Origin of the sequence: Aquimarina rhabdastrellae, assembly GCA_947387485.1 — a bacterium.
Classification (GTDB): Bacteria; Bacteroidota; Bacteroidia; order Flavobacteriales; family Flavobacteriaceae; genus Aquimarina.
This window is the reverse complement of record CANDNT010000001.1, coordinates 1,099,383-1,124,293: the sequence shown is the minus strand read 5'-3', so window position 1 is coordinate 1,124,293 and position 24,911 is coordinate 1,099,383. Positions and strand designations below refer to the sequence as shown.

17 protein-coding genes and 2 pseudogenes are annotated in these 24,911 nt (G+C 29.9%); 17 read left to right on the top strand and 2 right to left on the bottom strand.

Features of this window, described 5'->3' with window-relative positions; genetic code table 11:
- The 16 genes and pseudogenes from ACYEKI_RS04565 to rimO all read left to right on the top strand — a co-directional run.
- Positions 1-396, top strand: a pseudogene (locus tag ACYEKI_RS04565) (hypothetical protein); the annotation flags it as partial.
- Between the two features lie 69 nt (positions 397-465).
- Positions 466-5,556 carry a hypothetical protein gene (locus tag ACYEKI_RS04560; RefSeq protein ID WP_459209979.1) on the top strand — a complete coding sequence of 1,697 codons (5,091 nt, stop codon included), beginning with the start codon at positions 466-468 and terminating at the stop codon, positions 5,554-5,556.
- Between the two features lie 59 nt (positions 5,557-5,615).
- Positions 5,616-9,563, top strand: a complete 3,948-nt coding sequence (locus ACYEKI_RS04555) for an RHS repeat domain-containing protein (RefSeq protein ID WP_459209978.1) — start codon at positions 5,616-5,618, stop codon at positions 9,561-9,563.
- 16 nt (positions 9,564-9,579) lie between these two features.
- The gene (locus ACYEKI_RS04550; RefSeq protein WP_459209977.1) at positions 9,580-10,299 is read left to right on the top strand and encodes a hypothetical protein; all 720 of its coding nucleotides are present in this window, start codon (positions 9,580-9,582) and stop codon (positions 10,297-10,299) included.
- A gap of 442 nt (positions 10,300-10,741) precedes the next feature.
- Positions 10,742-11,299 (top strand): annotated as a pseudogene (locus ACYEKI_RS04545) (REP-associated tyrosine transposase).
- Between the two features lie 371 nt (positions 11,300-11,670).
- Positions 11,671-11,811, top strand: a complete 141-nt coding sequence (locus ACYEKI_RS04540; protein WP_459209976.1) for a hypothetical protein — start codon at positions 11,671-11,673, stop codon at positions 11,809-11,811.
- 169 nt (positions 11,812-11,980) lie between these two features.
- A complete protein-coding gene (locus ACYEKI_RS04535) occupies positions 11,981-12,607 on the top strand; it encodes a formylglycine-generating enzyme family protein (RefSeq protein WP_459209975.1) in 627 nt (208 codons plus the stop codon).
- Between the two features lie 116 nt (positions 12,608-12,723).
- Positions 12,724-13,146 (top strand): hypothetical protein, encoded by a 423-nt coding sequence (locus ACYEKI_RS04530; protein WP_459209974.1) that lies wholly within the window; start codon positions 12,724-12,726, stop codon positions 13,144-13,146.
- A 67-nt stretch (positions 13,147-13,213) separates the two neighbouring features.
- Positions 13,214-13,480 (top strand): IS66 family insertion sequence element accessory protein TnpA, encoded by a 267-nt coding sequence (tnpA, locus tag ACYEKI_RS04525; protein ID WP_459209973.1) that lies wholly within the window; start codon positions 13,214-13,216, stop codon positions 13,478-13,480.
- A 32-nt stretch (positions 13,481-13,512) separates the two neighbouring features.
- On the top strand, positions 13,513-14,190 hold the full coding sequence (locus ACYEKI_RS04520) for an IS3 family transposase (RefSeq protein WP_459209972.1): 678 nt from the start codon (positions 13,513-13,515) through the stop codon (positions 14,188-14,190).
- A gap of 966 nt (positions 14,191-15,156) precedes the next feature.
- The gene (locus ACYEKI_RS04515; protein ID WP_459209971.1) at positions 15,157-15,582 is read left to right on the top strand and encodes a hypothetical protein; all 426 of its coding nucleotides are present in this window, start codon (positions 15,157-15,159) and stop codon (positions 15,580-15,582) included.
- 102 nt (positions 15,583-15,684) lie between these two features.
- A complete protein-coding gene (locus ACYEKI_RS04510; protein WP_459209970.1) occupies positions 15,685-16,086 on the top strand; it encodes a hypothetical protein in 402 nt (133 codons plus the stop codon).
- A gap of 77 nt (positions 16,087-16,163) precedes the next feature.
- A complete protein-coding gene (locus ACYEKI_RS04505; RefSeq protein WP_459209969.1) occupies positions 16,164-16,646 on the top strand; it encodes a hypothetical protein in 483 nt (160 codons plus the stop codon).
- A 49-nt stretch (positions 16,647-16,695) separates the two neighbouring features.
- Positions 16,696-17,112, top strand: a complete 417-nt coding sequence (locus ACYEKI_RS04500) for a hypothetical protein (RefSeq protein WP_459209968.1) — start codon at positions 16,696-16,698, stop codon at positions 17,110-17,112.
- A 633-nt stretch (positions 17,113-17,745) separates the two neighbouring features.
- Positions 17,746-18,186: a hypothetical protein gene (locus tag ACYEKI_RS04495; protein WP_459209967.1), complete on the top strand. Its 441-nt coding sequence runs from the start codon at positions 17,746-17,748 to the stop codon at positions 18,184-18,186.
- A gap of 124 nt (positions 18,187-18,310) precedes the next feature.
- On the top strand, positions 18,311-19,615 hold the full coding sequence (gene rimO, locus ACYEKI_RS04490; RefSeq protein WP_459209966.1) for a 30S ribosomal protein S12 methylthiotransferase RimO: 1,305 nt from the start codon (positions 18,311-18,313) through the stop codon (positions 19,613-19,615).
- 466 nt (positions 19,616-20,081) lie between these two features.
- Here rimO and ACYEKI_RS04485 read toward each other — a convergent pair whose 3' ends face one another.
- Entirely contained in the window at positions 20,082-20,282 is a 201-nt protein-coding gene (locus tag ACYEKI_RS04485; protein ID WP_459209965.1) for a hypothetical protein, read from the bottom strand.
- A 344-nt stretch (positions 20,283-20,626) separates the two neighbouring features.
- Positions 20,627-23,107 (bottom strand): M14 family metallopeptidase, encoded by a 2,481-nt coding sequence (locus tag ACYEKI_RS04480; RefSeq protein WP_459209964.1) that lies wholly within the window; start codon positions 23,105-23,107, stop codon positions 20,627-20,629.
- Positions 23,108-23,282: 175 nt separating this feature from the next.
- Between ACYEKI_RS04480 and bshC the strand changes: the two genes are divergently transcribed.
- Positions 23,283-24,884, top strand: a complete 1,602-nt coding sequence (gene bshC, locus ACYEKI_RS04475; protein ID WP_459209963.1) for a bacillithiol biosynthesis cysteine-adding enzyme BshC — start codon at positions 23,283-23,285, stop codon at positions 24,882-24,884.
- Positions 24,885-24,911 lie beyond the last annotated feature (27 nt).

Genomic DNA, 24,911 nt, shown 5'->3' with positions numbered 1-24,911 from the left:
AATCAACAACAAATAGATAGTTTAAGGAAGAAATATGGAGAATATCTGTATTTCAACTTATCCATGTCAAGAGGTAATCAGGAGTTATTGACAGGAATGGCAGGAAACAGACAGCAATTTGGGTCAATGGTAAATCAATTAGCTTTTGGGATGGAAGAGAAGGTACATATGTATACCTCTCATAAAGATACCATAGCCATGGCAGATTATATTTATCCTAGGATGTATGGAATGAGCGGAGCGACTACGATGTTATTGGTATATCCTCGAGAGGAAAAAATAGAAAAAGATACCTATATCAATCTCACCATAGAAGATTTAGGATTGTATACGGGAGAGGTGAAATTTAAAATACCAATTGAGGTAATAACAAACGAACCTCAATTACAATTTTAGAATGACCGTGACAATCCAGTACAAAGCATAAACAATCAAAAGACGAATAATCCTTTATAAGCCAAAATTATGAAGACCAAGACAAAATTTTCGCACCGAGTAATAGCGGTGTTTTTTACACTTAATTTTCTCCAGACATTGATACCATATAATCAATTATGGGCAAATAGTAATGGACCGAAATCTCCTGAAGCTTCAGCCTTTGAGCCAGTAGATGCCACAGATATGGTGAATCTATTAACAGGAGATATGTCATATGTATTGCCTATATTAAATGTACCTTCACCAGAAGGAGGATATCCATTAGCATTATCTTATCATGCTGGAATAGCGGTTGATCAAGAAGCCTCATGGGTGGGACTTGGATGGAATTTAAATCCAGGAGCTTTAAATAGAAATATTAATAAGACACCAGATGATTGGTATGATGTGAGAACCTATGATCTTACAGCCAGCGGAGAAATTATTAATCATAGAGGAGGAATCAATGTTGGTTTTAATAAAACAGGGGGATCAATAGGATTGTATGTAAGCTATACAGAAAATAAAACCTTGAATGGAGAAGAACGATACAGAACTGATTTTGGAGCAACAGTATCTGTAGGTTTAGGAGGAGAAAATTCTCCATTTTCAATTAGTGGTAGTTTAGGAACAGATGGTGTTTCTGTAGGATTGGGTATTCAAGGAGGATTAAGTGATCAGACTGGTATTGGAGGTAGAGTTTCTGTATTTAAATCTTTTCAAAATGGTAAAACAGGATTTAGTATTTCCGGAGGAGTAGGAGGTAGTACTCTTAATAATATAGGAGGAGGAAGCTTGGGGATTTCATTAAGTTCAAATGGAATAGGTGTTTCTGCTGCAGGAGCTTCTCAATCATTAACAAGGTCGATTAATGGAGCAAACAATATCAATGTTGTTTCCAAGGCTATAGGAGTAAACTTCTACTTTGTGGATTTATCATATTCATATACCAAATCATGGTTTTTTGAAGCTGATTATACTATAAATCAAGGATCCCTATATGGAGGAGATATGGATGAGGTTTTAGAGAGTTCTATATTTGATAGTAAAGTAGATTATGATGGATACGAATCGTATAATCCATTTAAATTAGATTCAGAATTATCTCGAGGGAATATGGCATTGATAGGATATGACAATTATTCTATTGCAGCTCAGGGAATTTCTGGGGCATTAACACCTAGATTGCTTGATGATGGATATATATATAATAAATTAAATAAGGTATCGACAGCAAGATCTGAAGGTGTAAATTATTCAACTCATTATCCTGAGCAAAGTAACTTAGGCTTTAAGAAGAACTTAGATGGAGCAAATGAAAATAGAATACATTTTTACTTTAAAGATGAATACTCGTCATATTTAAATTATGATTCAGGAAGATGGAATACCAATGTCATCAATCCAGTAACTGTTTTTGATTATCAAAATATAGGTAGTATTCAAGAAAATAATCTTAATGGAGTTAGTACCTATAATTCAAATACAGGAAGGATAAAAAGAGGAAATTATATAGAAACATATACTAATCAAGAGATCATAGATAATGATCGATTAATTTTTGAAGATGATTTTATAGATAGAAATACAGATCTTTTTCCTAAAAAAGGGATAGGAGCATACAAAATAACTACAGTAGACGGAAAAACATATCATTTTACAATCCCAGTATATCAAAGAGAACAAGTAATTAAAAGAGGGAGAATAGATAAAAATATAGAGGATAATTTTTCTGAAAATCAACAATTTACACCATATGCAACACACTGGCTTTTAACAGGAGTTACAGGTCCGGATTATATAGATGTAGATAAGGATAATAAACTGTCTGAAGCAGATTATGGCTATTGGGTAAAGTTTGAGTATGGTAAATGGAGTGATGGGTACGGATGGAGAACTCCATACGAAGGAGAGAGAGAGTTTGAGCAGGTAAAAACATATTCATGGGGAGTAAAAGATATCTATTATTTAGATAAAGTGAAGACAAGAACCCATACAGCATTGTTTGTTAAAAAAGAGAGAAGAGATGGTTTTGGGGCAGATATTAGCATTCCTAATCGTTCAAATGATTTAAAATGGTACGAGGATAACCAATACGGTAGATCTTTTATACTAGGTGATGATGGATATTGGTATTTCCCTGGAGTATACGGGATTCCTCAGAGGTCTATTCAAACAACCGTTAGTCAGGGATATAGGTATAAGTCTCAACATGGGTATAACTTTAATGTTTATAAACAAAAAGCTTTACAGTTAGATAAGATTATTCTTGTAAAAAATAATTCAGGATATAGTGATATCTCGACTAGCGATGGAGCTCCTAATATAAATTTAGTAGGTCATATAAAAGCAAGTCAAAAGTTTACCACCTTTGATATTTGGGGAAGAGATTTAGGAACTGTAGGAAAAGATGTTTATGAGAGAGAATGGTATGGAGAGTATTATGATAATGTCTTAGAAGAGAGTGATATCCAACCAATATATTCGGATTTAATGAGTAAAGCACAAAGAGTAATAGATTTTAATTATGATGAAAGTTATCCTCTAGCTAAAAATACTCCAAATTCTGAAGCAGCTTCTAGAGGACGTTTAACTTTAAAAAAAGTATATAGTTATGGTAAACGAGGTGCTTCAATGATACCTCCTTATAAATTTGAATATCATGATGAACATATAAGTTTTGATGAAGATAAAATTGATGAGTGGGGGTATTATGATGAAAACCCAGATGTATGGAGTTTAAAAACTATAGAAACTCCTACTGGAGGGAAGATAAAAATTAATTATGAAGAAGATGAATACAATGGAGAAGTCATAACTAGCTCTAGAGTGATGTCTAATGATTTAAAGTTTAGTTTTAGAGAAGCTTCATCCTATGGGAAATATATTGAATTTAAAAATGCAGATAATGTAGCAATAGAAGATAAAATAAATTTTACAAAGTTTTTTACCGTTGGAGAACAAGCAAAGGTAGATGCAATGTATTGGAGGCATCCTCCCGGAGATAAAGGACATAGGATTGGTGATGTTTCAGGAGAATATAATGTGATTAGTGTCTCTCAAGATAATATACTCATAGATATTCCAGATAATAATCTCAATCCGGATGTAAGAAGAGGTGCTACATGTTTTAATGAGCATTGGAGCTTTTATAATTTATTCCATAAAATTACGAATCAATGGTTTACTAAGCTGGATGAATCAGGATGTGGTGATCCAAGGTCAACTAGTAATGGAACACGAATGAGATATTCACTTTTCTCTAATAAAGAAATAGTAACAGGAACTACAAAAGGAGGAGGAATAAGAGTAAAAGACGTTATTCTAGAGGAAGATATAAATACTCGATTTACAACGAGCTATTCATATAATAATCCAGATAGAACGCATGAAACTTCAGGGATAACATCATATGCACCAGCAAAATATGCAAAGAGCATTGATTATGCCGCATTATTGCCTACACCATCTGTAATGTATGAACATGTAAGAGTAGAAAATAAAGATGTAGAAGGTGCTCTAATTGATTTTTCTGAGTATAAGTTTAATACATTAAAAGATATAAACTACACAGATCAAGGGTTTGAATTAGGAGAGTTTATGAAACTCGAAAGACAACAAAATGTAGATATTAATAATAGAGATATTAGTTTTCTTGATCGTGATAAAATGGATTTAAATTTTACAAAGCATAATTTGATCGATAATACAACTTTAATAGGAAGTTTAGCCTCAGTAAAAAATTATAATTCAAAAGGACAATTAATAGAGCATACAGAGAATATATATAAAGGTGCAGCAGAAGAACAAGGAACAATAAAGGAATCTTTTAGGATGGCAAAATATAGATATCAAAGTGTAGGGAATCCTAAAACGTTTTTAAATATTTCGAGTAGAGAGAAGAAAGAATCTACGATGCAAAGAACAATCACACGAAGAGGAAATATGACCTTTATTAAAGATTATGAAGAAGAAGATTTATTTACAGGAGAGAATATTAAAAACCGATTGATAGCAAGTGATGGAACATATTATGAACATATAAAGATTCCTGCGTATCGTATACCTGAATATACAGCAATGGGTAATAAGGTTGATAATAGTGATAATAGGAATATGTTAACACAAGGTACTTTGAATTTATCTAGAGTAAAAGTAAATGAGGTATGGAGAACTATTAGTGCAGGAATAATGACGTGGAACAATGAATGGGAGTATATAAACGATGATGGAAGAAGAAATTCTCCTACCATATTAAAAGATAAAATATGGAGAAAACATAAAACATATGTTTGGAATGGAGAAACAGAGGGTAATGGAATATATATTAATTATCAAGGTAATGATGATAATTTTGATTGGACTGTAGGATTAGATAGTCAAGTAAATACCAAATGGAGAAATATCAGTACAATCAATAGATATAATCATTATTCACAGCCCATCGAGACAATAGATGTTAACGGTAATGAAATGTCTACCAAAATGGGAGATAATAATACCAAAGTTTTTGCTGTAGGAAATGCGGCATATGATGAATTGTTTTACAGCGGTGCAGAAGATTTGATTTCTGGGAATCAATTTAGTGGACAAGTTAAAAAAGGTGATAGAGCAACCTTAACAACAAATAGACATACTGGGGTTTATGCACTAAACGTACCTGCTAAATATCCAAGTTTTATAATAAATCCTAAAAAAGGAAAAAAATATAAAGCATCTGTTTGGATGCAAAAAAATGGAGAAACATATAAAAGCTTAAGATTAGTAGTAGATGGTTATCGTATAGAATATAATCCAAGCGAAGTTGTTTTTGCAGGAAATTGGATACAACTTAATTTCTATACAGATAAAATAATGTCTGATCAAGAAGTGATACTTATGAACTTAAGTCATAATGGAATTTATGACGATTTTAGATTCTTGCCAGTTGAATCAACTATGACAAGTTATGTCTATAATCAATGGGATGAGCTAACCTATATATTAGGAGCTAATAATTTGGCGACTGAGTATACCTATGATGAAATGGGAAGATTAAAACAAACTTATGCAGAAATGATCGATCAACCAGGTATTTCAGGAGGTTTAAAACTTGCTACAGAAAATGATTATAATCATGCTAGAAATGTTAATGATTAATGTGTGGAGAAGTATGAAAACTATGAATAATAAGAATATCAATCAATAAGAATAGTGTTATGAATATAAGTAACTTACATCGTTATTTGAAGTATATATTAAGTATTACAATGATACTATTACAATATGCGGTAATAGCTCAAATTAATGTAACTACAACAGATAAAAACTGGGTATTAACCAATAGTTATGATGTTAATGGTAATTTGATTGGAGCAAATGTTTCTTTTTCTGATAAATTAGGAAAAGGATTACAAACAATAACATATGATAAGAAACTGGATGAAATGTGGGCGTCAGAAACCTTTTATGATAAACAAGGACGCCCGGTGTTACAGACTTTAGGAGCTCCAATAGGAAGGTTAGCTAGTTTTAATTATCAAACTAGCTTTACAAGAAAGCAAAATGGATTGAGATTAACTATAGGAGATTATGAAGAGGGAGATTTAGAAAATCCATCTCTCATAGGTAATCAGTTTAATACCTTAGGATGGTATTATAGCGAATCTAATACACGTGAGCCTTATCAAGATGTTACAGATCGTCCTTATAGTCGTGATATATATAGTACATTAAACCCTGGGGAAGTTTTAAAAACTGTAGGAGGTAATAAACAGAATGGAAAATGGAGACAGGTATATAGTTTTACGATGCCTATCGGGCAAGAACTTTCTAGTGCAGTAGCTTTTGGAGATAATAAATACAATAATCAAAAGGTTGTAAAAACGGTTACACGAGATGTAGATAATATAGAAACAGTAGTTTTTAGAGATTCAGATGGAAATGTTATAGCAGCTGCTCGAAGTGGAAATGAAGAAAATGCAAGTTTAGAAAGTAGGATTAACATTGTACGTATAGAAAGTCAAGCATGGGTAGATGTACATATACCAGTAGGAGGATGTGATAATATTAGATTATATGAAAAAGCTATAGATATTAAATCTACAGCAATAGAAAGTAAATTAGAAGGAGTAAAAAATAATTTAATAGATCAGGTTACTATTGAAGGTGAGGATATTAATGTACTTACAGAGAATGTTAATAGCGAAAATAAAGATCTAGAAATTACTCTAGAAGAAATCCCTCTTGGATATTTTTATAGAATATATGATTTAATAACCGAAGAGGTTATAGATAACACAAAAGCGCGATCAGCATACATTTTAAAACCTGGTTTTTATAGAATAGAAAGTAGGTATGGTATATCAACAAGTTTTTTAGGAACCACAAGATATATTTCATCGCCAGTATATCTTCCCGGAGAGTTTGGAATACAACATTGTGAGAATTATTATGATTATAGTCTAAATGAATATAATAAATCAGGAAGATTAGTAAGTAGTAAGCAACCACAAGGAAAAATGGAAACTACGTATCGTTATAATGCTTTAGGCGAATTGATAGAAACCAATAGTGTAGATGAAGGGGCAGCTCAATTTAAATACCGTAAAGATGGGCAAATACGTTATTCTCAAAACAGTAAACAAGTTGAAATATCAATAAGTACAGAGCCAATTCCTACATTTAGTTCTGAGTTTTCGTATACAAATTATGATGATTATGGTAGACCTATTGAGAGTGGAGTTTTTCATTCAAATCATATATTAGGTAATATTTTTTACTCATTAGATCCAGATGGATCAGAGCCTTCGATGTTGGGGTTAAGCAAAAAAGAACAAAATTTCACTGTATACGATATTGCAGACAATACTGGTTTAGAGGCAGCTTTTAATGGAGATTCGAGATCTGTTAATTATGAACGACAAAGTTTTGTATCTGGTAATGTATCAAAAACCTATACAACCAATCCAGAAACTACAACAACTTGGTATAGTTACGATATCTATGGACGTGTAAAATGGATAGTACAAAAAATTAACGGATTAGAAGGGGTAAAGACAATAGATTATAAATATGACCCTATCACAAATCAAGTTGCAAAGGTATATTACCAGAAAGGAGCTAGTAAGGAACAATTTGTACATCGATATACCTATGATTCGGCAGATTATAGTTTGGTAAAAGTAGAAACTTCTACTAATGATGTTCATTTTGTTGAAGATGCTAATTATGAGTATTATGAAACAGGTGCTTTAAAAAGAATGGAACTAGGTGATGGATTGCAAGGTATGGATTATATATATAATATTAATGGGGCATTAAAGAGTATCAACCATCCAGATCTACATGCAGGAGTGGATCCAGGAGGTGATTTGCAGGATGTATTCGGTATGAGTTTACAGTACTATAATCAGGATTATAGAAGAACAAATACGCCTAAAGATATCCGACATCTCCATGGAGGTATAGATCAATATAATGGTAATATCAAAGCAATGAGCTGGAATGCTCAAATGTTAGGAACAAATGAATCCGAAGACACTTATTATTACAGCTATAATAAAAATAAATGGCTAACTGGGGCAAGTTTTAATAGAGTGATCAGTAATGTTCAAGGATTTGTGCAAGATACAATTTTATCCACTCCTATAGAAAATACTCAACATATACAAGCCTCTAGGTCAATTGCATTAAAACCTGGGTTTTATGCAAAAGCTAGCGAAAAACTAACCTTTAGAGCGAATATCGTTAAAGGAGAAGATATAGATACAAATGGAGACTATAATGTATATGGAATTACATATGATGCCAATGGTAATATACAAAGTTTAAATCGTAATAAACATACAGAAAATGGAAATAATGCAATGGATCAATTATCCTATGTATACAAAACTGATAAACAAAATCAATTATTACGAGTTGATGATGGAGTAATAGGAGATACCAATGCTGCAGATATCAAAGATCAAGACGGTAAAAATTATGTATATAATGATATCGGTCAACTGGTTAAAAATAATGAAGAAGGCATAGAATATAGCTATAATGCAAGTGGGTTAGTAACCGAGATAAAGAAAAATAATGTATCTTTAGTCAAGTTCTTTTATAATGATAGAGGACATCGTGTCCGTAAAGACTCCTATTTGGTTCCAGGATCGGTATCTACAGAATATTATATTAGGGATGCTGCGGGTAATACTATAGCGATTTACAGAGATGGTTTATTAATAGAAAGAACTATATATGGTAGTAGCCGTTTAGGTGTTTTTAAAGGAGATAGAAGGTACTATGAACTTAAAGATCATTTAGGAAACGTAAGAGCGGTGATAGGGCGTACTAACTCTGGACAAGAGATGTCACTCTCAGCGACAGATTATTATCCTTTTGGAATGACTATGCCTAATAAAAACATAGATGGAGGATATCGATATACATATCAAGGACAAGAAAAGGATTATGAAACAGGTAAAGAAGCGTTTGAGGAACGTATATGGGATAGTCGTATAGTGAGATGGCTTTCCCCAGATCCAGCAGGAAAAGGTGATTCTCCTTATATTGGAATGTATAATAATCCTTTGAAATATATTGATATAAAAGGAAGAGATACATTAAATGTTTATAGATCTAGAATAATAGGAACGGATTCATATGGAATAGATCAATATCAACTTAATTTTGAAATTATTAAAAATGGAAAAAGTTTAAAACAAAAATTAGTACTTTATATGTATGCGAATCATGATTATGAAAGAGGGCCTGGTACAGGTGATAATGCATTAGAAAGTAAAGGTGTTTACCCAATAAGATTTGATCAAATGACGGCTCATAGAGGTCAAAATAATTGGGAAAATACTATACGGCTAAATAATGCAGGAGTTTTTATTCATCCAGGTAATCCTTCTTACAATATTGGATGTAAAGCAGTTTGTAATTCACCTAATTATGAATTCGGAAACTTATATGAGCCATCGTTTATGGATACAGTTAATGCCTTACAGCAAATAAGAGATTTGTTTGATAAAACAAATCAACAAGGTTTTTTCTTTATAACTAACCAAAGATTTCCTGTTGATCCTATAATGGCACCATCTCCACAAGGGATAGTTACAAATAAATATAAAGTTATTACTGGAGATCTGATTTCTCATGGTGTAACAAATTAATAAAAATGAAATTTTAATGAAAAACTATATTTATGTGATTTTTTTAATTATTGTTTGTGATGCATATTCCCAAATTGATTTTGAAGAACATATTAAATCTATTAAGAAAGAACAGTTTTATACAGATGATAGAACTGGAGAAAAATATAATGTAAATGAAAGATCTGTAGATTATGCAATCAATTACTTAAAAAAAAACAGAATTAAGGAAAAATATATAACTAATAGGAACTTGTTGAAGAAGATAGTAAATATTGAATGCAGAGATTCTTTATATACTTCTTTTAATGGTAAATTAAAAAATGGTACAGAAATTAAAGTTAATATTAAGTACAAAAAGTTTGATTCCAAAAAACATAAAATTGAATTAAGAAATAACTTAAACTATTTTGATGGTGAAATTGGATTTGGAGCTTACTATAGAATACCTAGTTTAGAGATTGACAATATTGATTTGATAATCAATAATAGAAAAGTTTTTATACCAAGAGAAGCTTTTAATAATTTTTTTGATGTAAATCAATGTGAATCATTTTTGTTTTATAAACCTGTAGAAATATTTTCTTCAAAAGATGGTAAATATATATTTATATATCTTTATGGAGGAATAGCTGCAAATACGTATTTTGCAAAACTAATTTTTAATGAAAATGAATACATTACACAAATAGTTGCTGATTATCGAGAGTTGGTTGACTGGAGAGTTACTAAAAATATACGTTTTTTAGGGTTTTAAAATACGTATATTTTAATCCGTAGTGGATTTAAGTAAAGCTGTGTAAATTTCTGGTTAGTAGTGGATTGAGGTGTTTAGGGTTTGATTTATATGCACAACTTTAGCGAAAATTTCGAGAAAATAATGGGAGTTTTGAAACAATTGGATGTGAAAACAAGTTTCCCTCGATCGGAATATAAAAATAAGAAACAAAAGGCCCTTGCTAGCGCTAGTTTGTAACTAGTGCCGTCACAGTAAAGAAATAAGAAATAAAAAGAGAAGCTATATAGTAGAGATACTGTGTAGCTTTTTTTTGTATTTAAGAATATGCTTTGCAAAAATATACTAGATTAGTTATATTTAAATATGCCGCTAGCTTGTAGCTAGTGGCGTTTATGAGTAGTAAGCAAATAGAATATAAAGCTATGCTAAGAAATTAGAGTAGCTTTTTGTATTTTTAAGTATGAGTAGAAAATACAAATTTCATAATAAGTTAGGTTTATATTTTGTGAGTTTTGCTACAATTTATTGGCTAGATGTATTTACTAGACAAGTGTATTTAGATGTATTAGCAAATAGTGTAAGTTATTGCAGAGCAGAAAAAGGAATGGAGTTGTATGCCTATTGTTTTATGCCAAGCCATGTACATTTTGTATTTCGTTCTACAAATGAGCAACCAGCGGAATTATTAAGAGATTTTAAGCGTTATACTTCCAGAAAAGTTATAGAAGCGATAGAAACTAACCCACAAGAAAGTAGAAAAGAGTGGTTATTATGGATGTTTGCGAAAGCATGAAAGAAAAATGCAACAACAAGTAAACACCAATTTTGGCAACAACACAATATGCCTATCGAGTTATGGAGTGAAAAAGTGATTAAACAGAAAATAGATTATACCCATAACAATCCAGTATTGAGCGGTTTTGTTATTAACCCAGAAGATTGGAAATATTCAAGTGCAAGAAACTACCAAGATGATACTACTATTTTAGAAATAGACGATGTAGGTTTTATAGTTTAAAGCAAAGCCATATTTTTATCAAAGAACTCCCCTCGAGCGGGATATAAAAAATAAGAAATAATAACTGGTACACTTTTGTAAAGTGTGCCTTTTATTTGTGCATTTGTAATGTACATAAAGAACAGTTGTATACAAATAAATATGCTTTGCAAAAATGCACTAGAGTAGTTATATTTAAATATGTCTCAGTGTTATAAAGTCATAGATAGCACAGTACCAACATTTATAACTATTACTGTAGTAGATTGAGGAGATATATTTATTCGTCCTGTTTATTTTTAAATACTAGATGATTCTTTAAAATATTGCGTAGCTAATAAAGGTTTAAAATAAGTATCTTTATAAGAGAATAAATTCATTAAATCAAAAACATGAAAAGAGCAATAAGTATAATCATATTTTGTATGAGTTATGGAGTATTTGCACAACTAACAGATACAGGTGATAAAATAGGTATAGGTATAACAACACCATCAGAAAAACTTGAAGTTGATGGTACCATAAAAGCATAGAAGAAATTCACGAAGATGTTCTTAAAAAATATAACAACGTAATTGATAAAATATCAACGCGGAACATTGTTATTTAAAAGAGTAAAATAAAGAAAAATAGAATTTCTTTAATGCAAATATCTCCGTAGTAATTACCAACTACATACTTCTCTTATAATATAGTTAATAAATGATTGATCTAATAGAAATTAATGACAACGAAAAAAGTTTTTTTATCAATAAAACACCAGTTACTGTAGCTGATTGGTATTTATTGGGAATGAATGAGTTAAATTATTGGCAAAGACTAGAAAAAAAGCATCCTGCTATAGGTTTCTATCATTTTGATGAGATAATAGAGTATTGTAATCGTTTAGAAAAGAAACTTCGCCTAGAAGGGAAAATTAATGAAGATTATTATGTGGATATACCTCAAGTTCAAGAATGGACATATGCGTGTATGGGAGATTCGAAACAGAAATGGTCTTTTGGAATTGATGATAAGAAATTATCAGAATATGCTTGGTATAGTGCTAATAGTAATAATAAATTACAAGAGGTAGGTAAAAAGAAGCCTAATAAATTTGGCTTATACGATCTATATGGTAATATAGAAGAATGGTGTCATGAAGAAAATTATACAAAATATGATTATAAAAATAATAAGTATAATGTATATCCTGCTTTAGGTGGTGCTTTTGATAGTATATTAGATGAATGTATTATAGATGAACTTCATTTAATAGGTGAGACAAATCAGTTTGGTGAAAGTGTTGGCTTTAGAATAGGAGTATTTCCAAACAAGAGAAATAATTAAAAATAAGAGTAGTACGTAAGTTTCTCTATGATAGAATTTGTAATACATCTATAAAGTTATTTTTAGAATTGAGAGATGTGCTATGTTTGTAGCTAATATAGAAGAATGAATATATAATGAGTAAGAAAAAAATAAGTAATGATTTTACATTTTTAGCTAAATATTTTTTACCATATGCCTTTATAATGGTTCAAATAGTTTTTTTGTATGTATTGATTTCTAATAAAGTATATCTTTTCATTCCGATTATATTAATATTTTTTGTTCTTGCTATATGTAATATGAAACATTTGATATTTCTTAAACAAGTATATATATGTGATGAAGGACTTATAATAAAAGAAAAAAGAAAAGAGGAAAAAGTATTATGGAGTGAAATAGAAGAATTTAGAAAAATGAAAAAAAGTAATAACATCAAGGTATGTTGTAAAAATAAAAAGACTTATATTTTTTTACCTCAATTAGATTTTATAGTTAGTTCTTCTAAATTAGAAAGTTTTATTGATTTTTTAAATGAAAAAAGTAATAATGATAGTTGATTGATTATAAGTCTCCCTAAAAAATAGCTACGGATAAAAATAGAAAAATAGCCATAACTTTATTCGTATGAAAAAGAGCAGATTTACAGAGTCACAGATTATTAGTTTTTTAAAACGCCACGAGTCAGGCGTTTCAGTAAAAGAGATATGCAAAGCAGAAAGCATTAGTCTTCAAACATTTTATAATTGGAGGCGAAAATATGGAGGATTAGAGATTTCTCAACTTAAGAAGATGCGGGAGATGGAAGCTGAGTTAAGTCGATATAAACAAATGTATGCTGAATTAGCACATCAAAATTACGCACTAAAAGATTTAATAGAAAAAAAGCTTTAAAACCAACTGAGAAACGAGATCAAGCAAAATATTTGATCAAAGAACATAATTTAAGTATTCGTGTTTCTTGTAAGCTTTTAAACATAAGTACATCTGTTTATTATTATAAAGCTAAGAGAAAAGACGATTCACAAATCATTGTATTGTTAGATCAGTTGGTGAGTAAATATCCTACCTATGGTTTCAAAAAGCTATACAGAACACTTCGTTTAAGAGGTTATACTTGGAATCATAAACGTATTTATAGAATATATAAATTGATGGGACTTAATATAAAACGTAGACCTAAAAAACGCCTTCCAGCTAGAGTAAAAGCTCCTTTGACACTCCCTATTACTCAAAATATTGTTTGGAGTATGGATTTTATGTCAGATAGTTTAATAGATGGAAGAAGGTTTAGAACACTTAATATTATTGATGATTTTAATAGAGAAGCTTTGTGGATTACTATAGCCATATCAATAAACGCTCACAGACTTATCAGAGAGTTGAATAAACTCATTGATTACAGAGGGAAACCAGAAGAAATACGTGTAGATAATGGTCCAGAATTTACTTCTTTAATCTTTATTGATTGGGCTAAAGCTAATGAGATTAATATTAGATATATCCAACCTGGTAAGCCCATGCAGAATAGTCTTGTAGAACGTTTTAACAAAGCTAGCTTTGCTAAAAATAATTATACCAAATTTGAAACACTTTCTTCGTAGCTAATTCTGGGGGACTTACAAAATAACTTTCTTCTTTTGATGAAGGAGTATAACATTAATATTAACGAAAATATATGTTTTTAAATATAAAAACTGAAGAACTAATATAACCCTAATAAGAATATTGTGTTGAAAACTAAAAGTGTTGAAGATTGTGTGTTTATGTGATTTAGAGAACACAAAGCAATAAAAGAAAGTAAACGCATTAAGAGAATAAATAAAATGAAATACATACAAGCTTTCTATGAAAACATGTACCTGTGTTTGTATTATAGGCAATTGAGTATAAATGAATATGAGCCTATGATAATGCCTGTAATTATTATTTCATTTTGTCAGTTTAATAATATAGCAACTATAATTAATTTAATATTAACAATATTGAGTATAAATATTCCATCATATTTTTTTTGGGGATATTTTATTATCTGTATAATCTTATTCATTAGTAATCATTATAATTATAAGAGAAAAACAGAATATTTGTTAAAAAATCAAAAGATGTATCCCGAATATATGGGGTTATGGATGATGATATATATATTATCATCCGTAATATTATTTGTTTATAGTATTGAATTAAATTTTAGATAAATAGTTAATAGCAGTATATGATACTTTTAGAGTTTGTAGGAGCGATTATAAGATATAGTTATTTGAGAATTATAAAACAAAGAAAATTGTCATTTACAGATATATGGAAAACTTTTGATTTTAAAAGTAGAGATGCTTTTAGTCATGATACGGCTAATTATAATGTAGGGATAGCTTTTGTATGTTGCATAATTTTAATAATGATAATTTTCTTTGATTAATAGATTAAGAAAAAGGTTATTAGTTATGTTTCACGATTAATAAAAATTGCAGTATTAAGTTTACTTCTTGATGTTAATGTAAATCGAAAGAGAAAACAATGATAAGAGAGATGTAAAATATCTATATCAAAGAATTAGATACTATATAAACATGAATACAAAAGAAATAAGAGGACGAATAATTTTTAACATAACAGAAAAGAATATGTATTTAATTTCTGATTCTTACATTAAAAATAATATTGGATTTAAGAATGAAAGATTAATAAAACATCTTTCTGAATCTGAAAATTTTTGTTTTTTCTTAGATAGAAATAGATCTCTATTTACAGATGAAAGAGTTCCACATTATTGGACATTGAATACTGATGGAAAATGGCTTTGGAGTGCTGATTTGGATTATTATACTATTAATTATGGATTAAAATGGCCGTTAGAGTTTTTAGAATATTTAGAAAAAAACAATTGTAATAGAACTACTATTTCTGATGAAGAATATAAAGAAATTGGAGAGTTTTTAGAAGAAATACGCTTTGATTATGGCGAAGATATAGGGGTTGTTAAACACAAAATATAAAAACTATTATTTTAGAAAGGAGTGATTATTAAAAATGTTTTTTAAGTATTATAATGTGTGTCAATTGGTTGTTTTATAGGAGATGCTAAAATTAAATGTTCAATGAGGTTTTTTGTTTTAATAGTGTTTACCTGTATTATTTCCTGTAATTCAATTGATGAAAACAGTGATAACGATAGTGGTAAAGAAATAACATTGATAAATAAAACAAATAAAGCTTTCAAAAGTATAAATACTATTACTTTAAAAGATAAAAGAAGTTTAAACACTATTTATAACCTGCTGAAGTATTCTAATAGAAGTATTAATGCAAAGGTCAGAAATAACAGGGGTTACATTGAAGTAGTTTATTCCAAGAGTCACAAAAACTATTTCTATATAATCTTTTCAGAAACTGATGGACCTATTGTTAGATATAAAAGAAAGTATTATAAAAATGATGAATTAATAAAGTTGATAGAGGGATATCTAAAACTAAATATAGAATTAAAAGAACACTATTAAAAACAATATAAAGTAGTTTCATTTTGTAAAGCGTATACATGCAATACCACTTTTGGATTTAAATAATAATATATAACATGAATTTTAAAATTACAGGAACATTTAATGAAAAAATTTCTGCTATTAATGAAGAAGGTGAATTGTTATTTTATTCAATATCTAATTTAATAAGTTTTGACAAAAGAAGAATAAGAGTATATGATAGAGATGATTTTTTAATGATAACAACCGATGATAAAACAAATTCTATAAAATTTACTAGTGATAGTGATGGATGTAATTTGAATACAAGTCAATTTGAAAAAAGAAAAGGGCTATCTTTCAAAGGTTTTATTGATATAGAAAAAGAGAATAAAATTAATTTTAAGTATAATAAGATTATTTTTTTTAATCCATATATAAAAATATTTATTGAAGATAAGTTTATAGGATATGTTAAAAAGTCATTTTTCGTTTTTAAAAAAGAGTATAAAATATTTATAAAAGATGAATTTCAAGTATTTATAAATTATATCTTGATTTACCTATTAATATTTGAAAATGTTTATGATCATGAATAATATGATGAGTTTAGTATGTTTTTTATCAAAAATAGCATGATTATAAAAAATGAATAAGATTAAGACGTTTTTCAAAAGTCAGAGGAATTATAAAATTTATATTTCTTTAATAATAGTTTACCTTTTTGTTATACTGGTTTTTAAAATAAGAACAGTAAACAAACTAAAAAATGAAGGTGTTTTTACTATTGCAAAAATTTTAGAGATTAATCCAGGAAGTTATGCTGGTAGACATATTAAGTATGAATTTTTGCATGAAGATAAAGTAATGTACGGATATCATTCTTTTCAAGCTTGGGAAGAAGCTCCATTAGTTGGAGAGTATTATTTAAATGTCTATTTAAAAAATGAGAATCATTTAAATTACCTATTTATGGAAGTAAAAATACCAAATGAAGTAGGACTATCTACTGATCCAAAAAAATATATACCCGAAAATTTATTTATTAAGTTTTGGAAATTATAAGTTCTATAATCCCCCTCTAGCGGATATAAAAAATAAGAAATAAAAACTGACACATTTTTATAAAGTGCACCTTTTGTTTATTGCGTTTGTAATCCCCAGTCTAACTATTTATCAAAATTTTAACTGGAATGAAGCAATTAGGTTTTAATTTATCATTGATTATTTGCTTGAGTTTATTTATTAATTGTAGTAAAGAATTGCAAAAGAATGAAATTTTAGGAAAATGGAGTGATAAGAATGTAACAATAAACTTTCTTGATGATTCTAAATTTTAGGGTTATGTAAATGGTAAATTTATTTCATCTTTCAACACTCAAAACAAAGATTCTATAAAAGGGGATTTTTTGATTATAAATGACCTCAAAAGGAGTTTTATTCCAATTATAGAGTTATCTATTACAAATATTAATAAATTTCATGATATAAAAATAGAATTATTTTATAATGACATTAGCGAAATACCATTTCTATCAAATCATGAAGATAGTTTTTTATATTGTGAATTAATCCGATCTCCACTCGGCAAAGAATGATTAAAATAAAGTTAGAGTATTACGTGAATGCCTCTTCTCACGAAGGATATAAAAAATATGAAATAAAAAAGAAAACTAGTGTATTCTTAAAACCTAAATAATGATGAAAAATATTTTTATTTATTCAAAAGAGAATATATTAAAAATCTATGGAAGGGGTAATTCAGAAAAAGGAAAAATGTTTTTAGAATTACTTGGAATTAATGATTTAGGATTAAAAGAAGTAATTATAAAGAATACTCAATTTGAAGAAATACAAAGAAAAGTAAAGTTGGCTTTAGAAAAATTGATTTCTGAAAACAAGAATTCTCCAATGATACATCCTACAAATTTAGAAAATCAAAATTTTGATAGTTTCGTTGAAAAAGAAATTCTAGGAACGAATATGAGACTTTTTCTGGGCGGAATCGAAGGGAATATTATAGGTCTTTCAAATTTATATGATTTATTAGAATTAATTATAGATGAAAAACATAGCTATTTTAAAGTAGTACTATTAAATCATTTGGAACATAGACAGTGGTTAGCTTCTTTTGATTAATAAATATTTAAGAATACACAATTAATAAAAGCTTCAAAATAGCGACTTTTCAAGAATAAAAAGCAAAACCTATTTTTTAACCCAATAAAAGCAGTATTTTTGCCCTCTATAAAATAAAGCAAAAATGCGTACAAAAACACTCAAGAAGAACAAGATCAATGTAGTGACTTTAGGTTGTAGCAAAAATGTTTACGATAGCGAAGTCTTGATGGGGCAATTAAAAGCCAACAATAAAGAAGTAGTTCACGAAGAAGAAGGAAATATTGTGGTGATTAATACTTGTGGGTTTATTGCTAATGCAAAAGAAGAATCTGTAAATACGATTCTAGAATATGTTAAGCGTAAAGAAGAAGGTGAAGTCGATAAGGTATTTGTTATGGGATGCCTTTCAGAGCGTTATAAACCAGATCTGGAAAAAGAAATTCCTGACGTAAATCAATATTTTGGTACTACAGAGTTACCTAGTTTATTAAAAGCCTTAGGTGCTGATTATAAACATGAATTAATAGGGGAGCGTTTAACAACAACACCAAAAAACTATGCGTATTTAAAAATAGCCGAAGGGTGTGATCGACCATGTTCTTTTTGTGCGATTCCGTTAATGCGTGGTAAACATAAATCAACACCTATAGAAGACCTAGTGACAGAGGCGGAAAAGCTAGCTGCAGATGGGGTAAAAGAATTGATTTTAATTGCTCAGGATTTAACATATTACGGACTAGATTTATACAAAGAACGCAAACTTGCAGATTTATTAAGAGCATTAGTAAAAGTAGACGGAATTGAGTGGATTCGTTTGCATTATGCTTTCCCTTCTGGATTCCCTATGGAAGTGTTAGAAGTGATGCGAGAAGAACCTAAAATCTGTAACTATATAGATATACCATTACAGCATATAGCAGATCCTATCCTTAAATCAATGCGTCGAGGAACTACCAAAGCCAAGACGACTAAATTACTAAAAGAGTTTAGAGCCGCTGTACCAGAAATGGCTATTCGTACGACTCTAATTGTTGGGTATCCTGGAGAAACAGAAGAAGATTTCCAAACTTTAAAACAATGGGTAGAAGAAATGCGTTTTGAACGTTTAGGATGTTTTACCTATTCTCACGAAGAAAATACCCATGCCTATACATTAGAAGACGATGTACCAGAAGAGGTGAAAATACAACGTGCTAATGAGATTATGGAAATACAATCACAAATCTCATGGGAGCTGAATCAAGAAAAGATAGGTAAAGAATACAAAGTTGTTATCGATAGAAAAGAAGGAGAATATTTTGTAGGACGTACAGAATTTGATTCACCAGATGTGGACAATGAAGTACTAATAGATGCATCAAAATATTATTTAAAAACAGGAGAATATATCACTATAAAAGTGATCGAAGCAGCAGACTTTGATCTATATGGAGAAGTTATTTCTTAATATTCAGAATGATTGCTTAAAATTAAGATTTAAAAAAAAATAATAATAGGGCGATTTTTTATTCGGCCTATCGAAAATATAGTGTGAAATTTGCAATGAGAGAAGCGTAAAAAACTTTGGACTGTTTGAGCGTTAGCGAGTTTGTCTTAAGTTTAGCTTCTGAATAATAAATTTAGCTATAGTTTCGTAAGCCTAGACTTTTTTCTAACTTTTTTGGCGATGAAAAAAAGTTATATAATGTAAAATCTATTTTAAGGTATATTTAGAATTATAGAAACGATGATCAACTCAATTACTATAGTTGAGATTGAATTATTTATTACAAAGCATAAAAGTTAAAGGAGAAATTAAAATGACATAATTTCTCCTTTTTGTTTAATTCAATATGAGGGGTGGGGAATCCAGCATCCATAATGTTTGACACAACATAAATAAATGACGACCAAAAAGGTAGGATGCTAGTATTTTAAAAGCTATTAATATTTAATTGTTTTATCCATTGCTCGATAGCAGCAATGCGGTCATCGTTAATTTTACGATTGTATTTTAAAAACTTTTGGATACAACCTTTAGCAACACCTATCTCTCTTTCAATGGCTTGGTAATTAATGTATTTCTGATTTTTGATCAACCAATGTTCAACTTTTTCTCTACGATTTGTACTCATAAATAATCAATAAAATTCTAGGATAATACATACAACAATTGCGATGTATCATCATCTAATAATAAAAATAAAGGGGTAGACATAGTATTTCAGCTACCTATAGTGATTAGTTATAGATGGGCAATTATACTATTTATGACGGTTTGAGAGTTTTGTTTTCCAGACTTTGAATAGTAATTCAAAGAGTCGACAAAGATAGAAGTTATGATATAAAGTTGTATACGGTAAAACCGTAATTAGGTAATAAATAAGAAGTTGAAACTAAATTTAACACTTTTTATGATCCATAAGCAATGATATTGATAAAAATATACCATTGCTTATGGAAAAATTATAGAAGAATATTAAATTCTAAATTTGTTATTATTGGTAAAGAAAATAGCATTAGTAAAGAATAACTTACCGTTTTGCCAGAAAGACCTAAACAATGGATTGTCTACCATATAGACAATGCTTCCATTACCAATACGCTCTTCTCCAAATACTAAAGAGTTTTTTAATTCGGCTAAAGCTTTTTCACCAGCAAAACCTGAAATATTTTTAGCATCACCTTTAATATAAGCAATATTATAGCCGTTTTTTAAGAACTGATAAGAAGAACTACCTAATTTAAGGCTATGATACGTATCTGTATAACCAAAAGCCATAGGATGAGAAGCATCCACTTGAGTTTTAAAAATACTACCAGTGATTAATTCTTGAACACTTTCTTTTTCACGTTGATCATAAGGAGTTAAATACGGAGTAACATTTTCGCTATCTTCTTTAGTCTCCTTTGGTTTATGTGATTTAAGACTGAAACCATCTTGATTAGCAAAAGCATTCACCCCTCCTTGTATAGCGATGATTTTTCCGCCTTTAGAAACCCATTCTTGTAAAGGTTTTAAAGTATTTTTATTAAGAAGACCACCATAATAACCATTAGGAATGATAAGCACATCATAAGAATCTAAGCTAATTCGGTTTAAATAAGCCGTATCAATAGAAGTGATAGGGTAGTGAAGTTGCTGTTCAAAGAAATGCCAGATTTCACCATAACTTAAAGAAGAAACATAATCACCTTTTAATACAGCTATGCGTTGTGGATTGATAAGCTTAACGTCTGGTGATCCAAAATCAACTCCATTAGAAGCAAAACCAGAAGCCGTAGCATATAATTTACGTTGGTGTTTATTGGCAATACTAACTAATTTTTGATCAAAGTTTTCTAGAGAACGGTTATCACTTTTGGTGATAATAAGACTACCTTTTTTAAAAGAAGTACCACCGTTATTAAAATCTTTTTCGCTAAAACGTACTCTAATCTTATGTTGTAATAAATCAGCCAAAAAGCTAGCATCATCCATACTATTCCATTTGGCAATATATCCAGCTGCGTTGGCAAGAGTCGTATTTGTTATCTTTTGAATTTCATTCTTTTGAGTAGGAACAAGTGTGGTAGAAGCAACAGTTTCTAGTCCATAAGCAAAAGGAAGACTCCATGCAGTAATATCATAAGTAATAGGAGTAGAAAGCTTAGCATCAATTTCGAATAAGGCTTTTACCATTTTACCCTTAGGTTGATTCGTACTTACGACTAGAGCACCTTTACTATCCATGCTACCTTGTTTTCCTGTAGCGTACAAGAGTCCTTTAACTTTGGCTACAGTAGTATATCCATAAGAGATATCATGACGATCTAATAAGCGTGTTAAAGCAGCAATACGATCTGCATTTCCTTTAAGTACATAGCTCTTATAAGTTAATCCAGAAGTATTAAAAAACGATTTAAACTCTTTGTTTAATTGCGTGGCACTTTTTGAGGAAATTTCTACAGTAGATAACCCTGTAGTAGTGTGATGTGCTACACGATCTTTAAGAGTAAGTACATAACCTTCGTCTGTTTGTATACCTAGACCAGCTCTTCCGTGACCAGCTTGCTCATACGTCATACCTATTGCACCCATAAAAGTAGGATAAGTATCACCATAGCTAGGGTATAGTAAATCAAAACGTTCTCGAGTAAAATACAGCCATCCTTCTTGATCAAAATAACGCGCATGGTTTTTACCTATTTGTGTTTGGAAATCACGTTGCCAATCAGTAATAATTTCGTGAAAAGGTTCTGCTGCTGGAGCAAAATAATAAGGTTCGTTAATTCCTTGTTCATGAAAATCAACATGTACGTGTGGCATCCATTTATTATAAACCTTAAGACGTTGCTGAGATTCTACCTGAGTAGCCCAAGCCCAATCTCTATTTAAATCAAATAGATAATGATTAGGTCTACCTCCTGGCCATGGCTCTACATGTTCTGTAGCCTTTTGATCGGTATTATAAGGCGTAGCTTTTACTTGGTTATACCAATTTACATAACGATCACGTCCATCTGGATTTACACATGGATCTAGAATTACTACAGTGTTTTTTAGGTAATCTTTTTTAGTTGTAATAAGCTCATAAGCAGTTTTCATAGCCGCTTCTGTACTAGAAGCTTCGTTACCATGTACATTATAACTTAGCCAAACAATAGCAACTTCAGGAGAACTAGTTCCTTCAACAATTCCTGTATTTTTTAAATTATCAAGACGTATATTTTCTATATTTTTTAAATTTTCTTCGGTCGAAATAATAGCATAAGTAAGTGGTCTTCGCTCATTTGTTTTTCCATAATGATGGTAGGTGATCATCGAAGAGTTATTGGCCAAATGATTGAAATAGTTGACAACATCTGCATGACGTGTAAATTCACTTCCGATTTCATACCCCAAGAAATCCGCAGGAGATTGTTGTGAAAACCCTATAAAAGAGCATACAATTAAGGCATAGGCTAAAATATATTTCATTAACTAGTTTTTAGCATTCATCAATTCCCTTTGCATTGATGAAAAAAGATTACACAAAATTTTATTTAAAAAGGTAAAGTACAACCATATAAAGATTTTTAAAAATGGTATTAACTAAAATTTAGGATTTAGAAGTAGAATCTGACGTATATTTATGCTCCAAAAAAAGTGATATATGCCAAGTGAATGTCTTCCGTTTAGAGATACTAATTATTTCTCATCGTTGATATGTAATTATTTAGATCAAGAAAATGCTTTAAAACAATTATATAATCGTTTTCCTACCAAAGCAAATTTTCTACCACAATTAAAAGAAAAACAAAAAAGTTTTCCCACGACGTCCAGAATAGTATTAGTAGAGGCATTAAAAAAGCAATATAAAAATGTAAAAGCTTCGACAAAGACACTTGAACATATTGAATCATTACAAGAAGAAACTACGTTTACCATAACAACAGGACATCAATTAAATCTGTTTACAGGACCATTGTATTTCTTGTATAAGATTGTTTCTACAATTAGATTAACACAAGAATTAAAAGAAGCTTATCCAGAATATAACTTTGTGCCGATCTATTGGATGGCTACAGAGGATCATGATTTTGAAGAGATTAATTATTTTAATTTTAAAGGAAAGAAAATTCAGTGGAATAGGGCAGATGGAGGTGCAGTGGGATGTTTTGATACCCAAGGACTAGATAAGGTTTTCGAGATTTTTGCTTCAGAATTAGGAATAGGAAGAAATGCAACCCAACTTAAACACTTGTTTGAAGAAGCTTATCTAAAACATCAAAATTTAGCTGAAGCTACACGTTATCTTGCAAATGAATTATTCAAAGCCTATGGATTAGTGATTGTAGATGCAGATGAGCCTGCATTAAAGCAAATTTTTATTCCGTATATGGAGAAAGAATTGCTAGAGCAGGTAGCTTATAAAAATGTAATGCCTACAGCTAATACAATTAATGAATTAGGATACAAAGTACAGGTAAACCCAAGAGAAATTAATTTGTTCTATTTGGGTGAAAATAGTCGCGAACGTATTATCCAGACAGCGGATACCTATTCTGTAAATAACACAACGATAAGTTGGACAACAGCACAAATAATACAAGAGTTAAAAGAGCATCCAGAACGATTTAGTCCTAATGTAATGATGCGTCCTTTATATCAAGAAGTGATCTTACCTAACTTATGTTACATAGGTGGTGGCGGAGAGTTAGCATATTGGTTTGAACTTAAAAACTATTTTGAAGCAGTAAATGTTCCTTTTCCGATATTACTATTACGTAATTCGGTATTAATGCAGACTAAAAAACAAGCAGAAAAACTAGAAAAACTAGATATAAAGAGAGAAGAAATCTTCTTAAAACAACATGAGTTAATCAATAGAAAGGTTAGACAAATATCTAATATTGAAATAGATTTTTCTTCACAGCGAAAGTTACTTCAAGAGCAATTTAAAGAAATGTATGTCTTGGCAGAAGCAACAGATGTAACGTTTATCAATGCTGTAAAGGCACAAGAAATTAAACAATTAAAAGGGTTAGATAAACTCGAACAGCGATTGCTTAAAGCTCAAAAGCGAAAATTAAAAGATCATGTCACTAGATTGACTACAATCCAAAACGAATTGTTCCCTAATTATAGTCTACAAGAACGCAATACTAATTTTTCTGAAATGTATCTAGAATACGGAGATGAATTAGTACCTGAGTTAATGAAATATTTGGATCCATTAAAAGGAGAATTCTTAATAATTACGACAACTATTTAAAATATATACGATAATTCATCGCATAAA

Coding starts and splice junctions, on each gene's coding strand:
- ACYEKI_RS04515 (WP_459209971.1), top strand. CDS start 15,157: ATGAATACAAAAGAAATAAGAGGACGAATAATTTTTAACATAACAGAA.
- ACYEKI_RS04485 (WP_459209965.1), bottom strand. CDS start 20,282: ATGAGTACAAATCGTAGAGAAAAAGTTGAACATTGGTTGATCAAAAAT.
- ACYEKI_RS04480 (WP_459209964.1), bottom strand. CDS start 23,107: ATGAAATATATTTTAGCCTATGCCTTAATTGTATGCTCTTTTATAGGG.
- ACYEKI_RS04555 (WP_459209978.1), top strand. CDS start 5,616: ATGAATATAAGTAACTTACATCGTTATTTGAAGTATATATTAAGTATT.
- bshC (WP_459209963.1), top strand. CDS start 23,283: ATGCCAAGTGAATGTCTTCCGTTTAGAGATACTAATTATTTCTCATCG.
- ACYEKI_RS04535 (WP_459209975.1), top strand. CDS start 11,981: ATGATTGATCTAATAGAAATTAATGACAACGAAAAAAGTTTTTTTATC.
- ACYEKI_RS04510 (WP_459209970.1), top strand. CDS start 15,685: ATGAGGTTTTTTGTTTTAATAGTGTTTACCTGTATTATTTCCTGTAAT.
- ACYEKI_RS04530 (WP_459209974.1), top strand. CDS start 12,724: ATGAGTAAGAAAAAAATAAGTAATGATTTTACATTTTTAGCTAAATAT.
- rimO (WP_459209966.1), top strand. CDS start 18,311: ATGCGTACAAAAACACTCAAGAAGAACAAGATCAATGTAGTGACTTTA.
- ACYEKI_RS04495 (WP_459209967.1), top strand. CDS start 17,746: ATGATGAAAAATATTTTTATTTATTCAAAAGAGAATATATTAAAAATC.
- ACYEKI_RS04540 (WP_459209976.1), top strand. CDS start 11,671: ATGAAAAGAGCAATAAGTATAATCATATTTTGTATGAGTTATGGAGTA.
- ACYEKI_RS04550 (WP_459209977.1), top strand. CDS start 9,580: ATGAAAAACTATATTTATGTGATTTTTTTAATTATTGTTTGTGATGCA.
- ACYEKI_RS04500 (WP_459209968.1), top strand. CDS start 16,696: ATGAATAAGATTAAGACGTTTTTCAAAAGTCAGAGGAATTATAAAATT.
- ACYEKI_RS04505 (WP_459209969.1), top strand. CDS start 16,164: ATGAATTTTAAAATTACAGGAACATTTAATGAAAAAATTTCTGCTATT.
- tnpA (WP_459209973.1), top strand. CDS start 13,214: ATGAAAAAGAGCAGATTTACAGAGTCACAGATTATTAGTTTTTTAAAA.
- ACYEKI_RS04560 (WP_459209979.1), top strand. CDS start 466: ATGAAGACCAAGACAAAATTTTCGCACCGAGTAATAGCGGTGTTTTTT.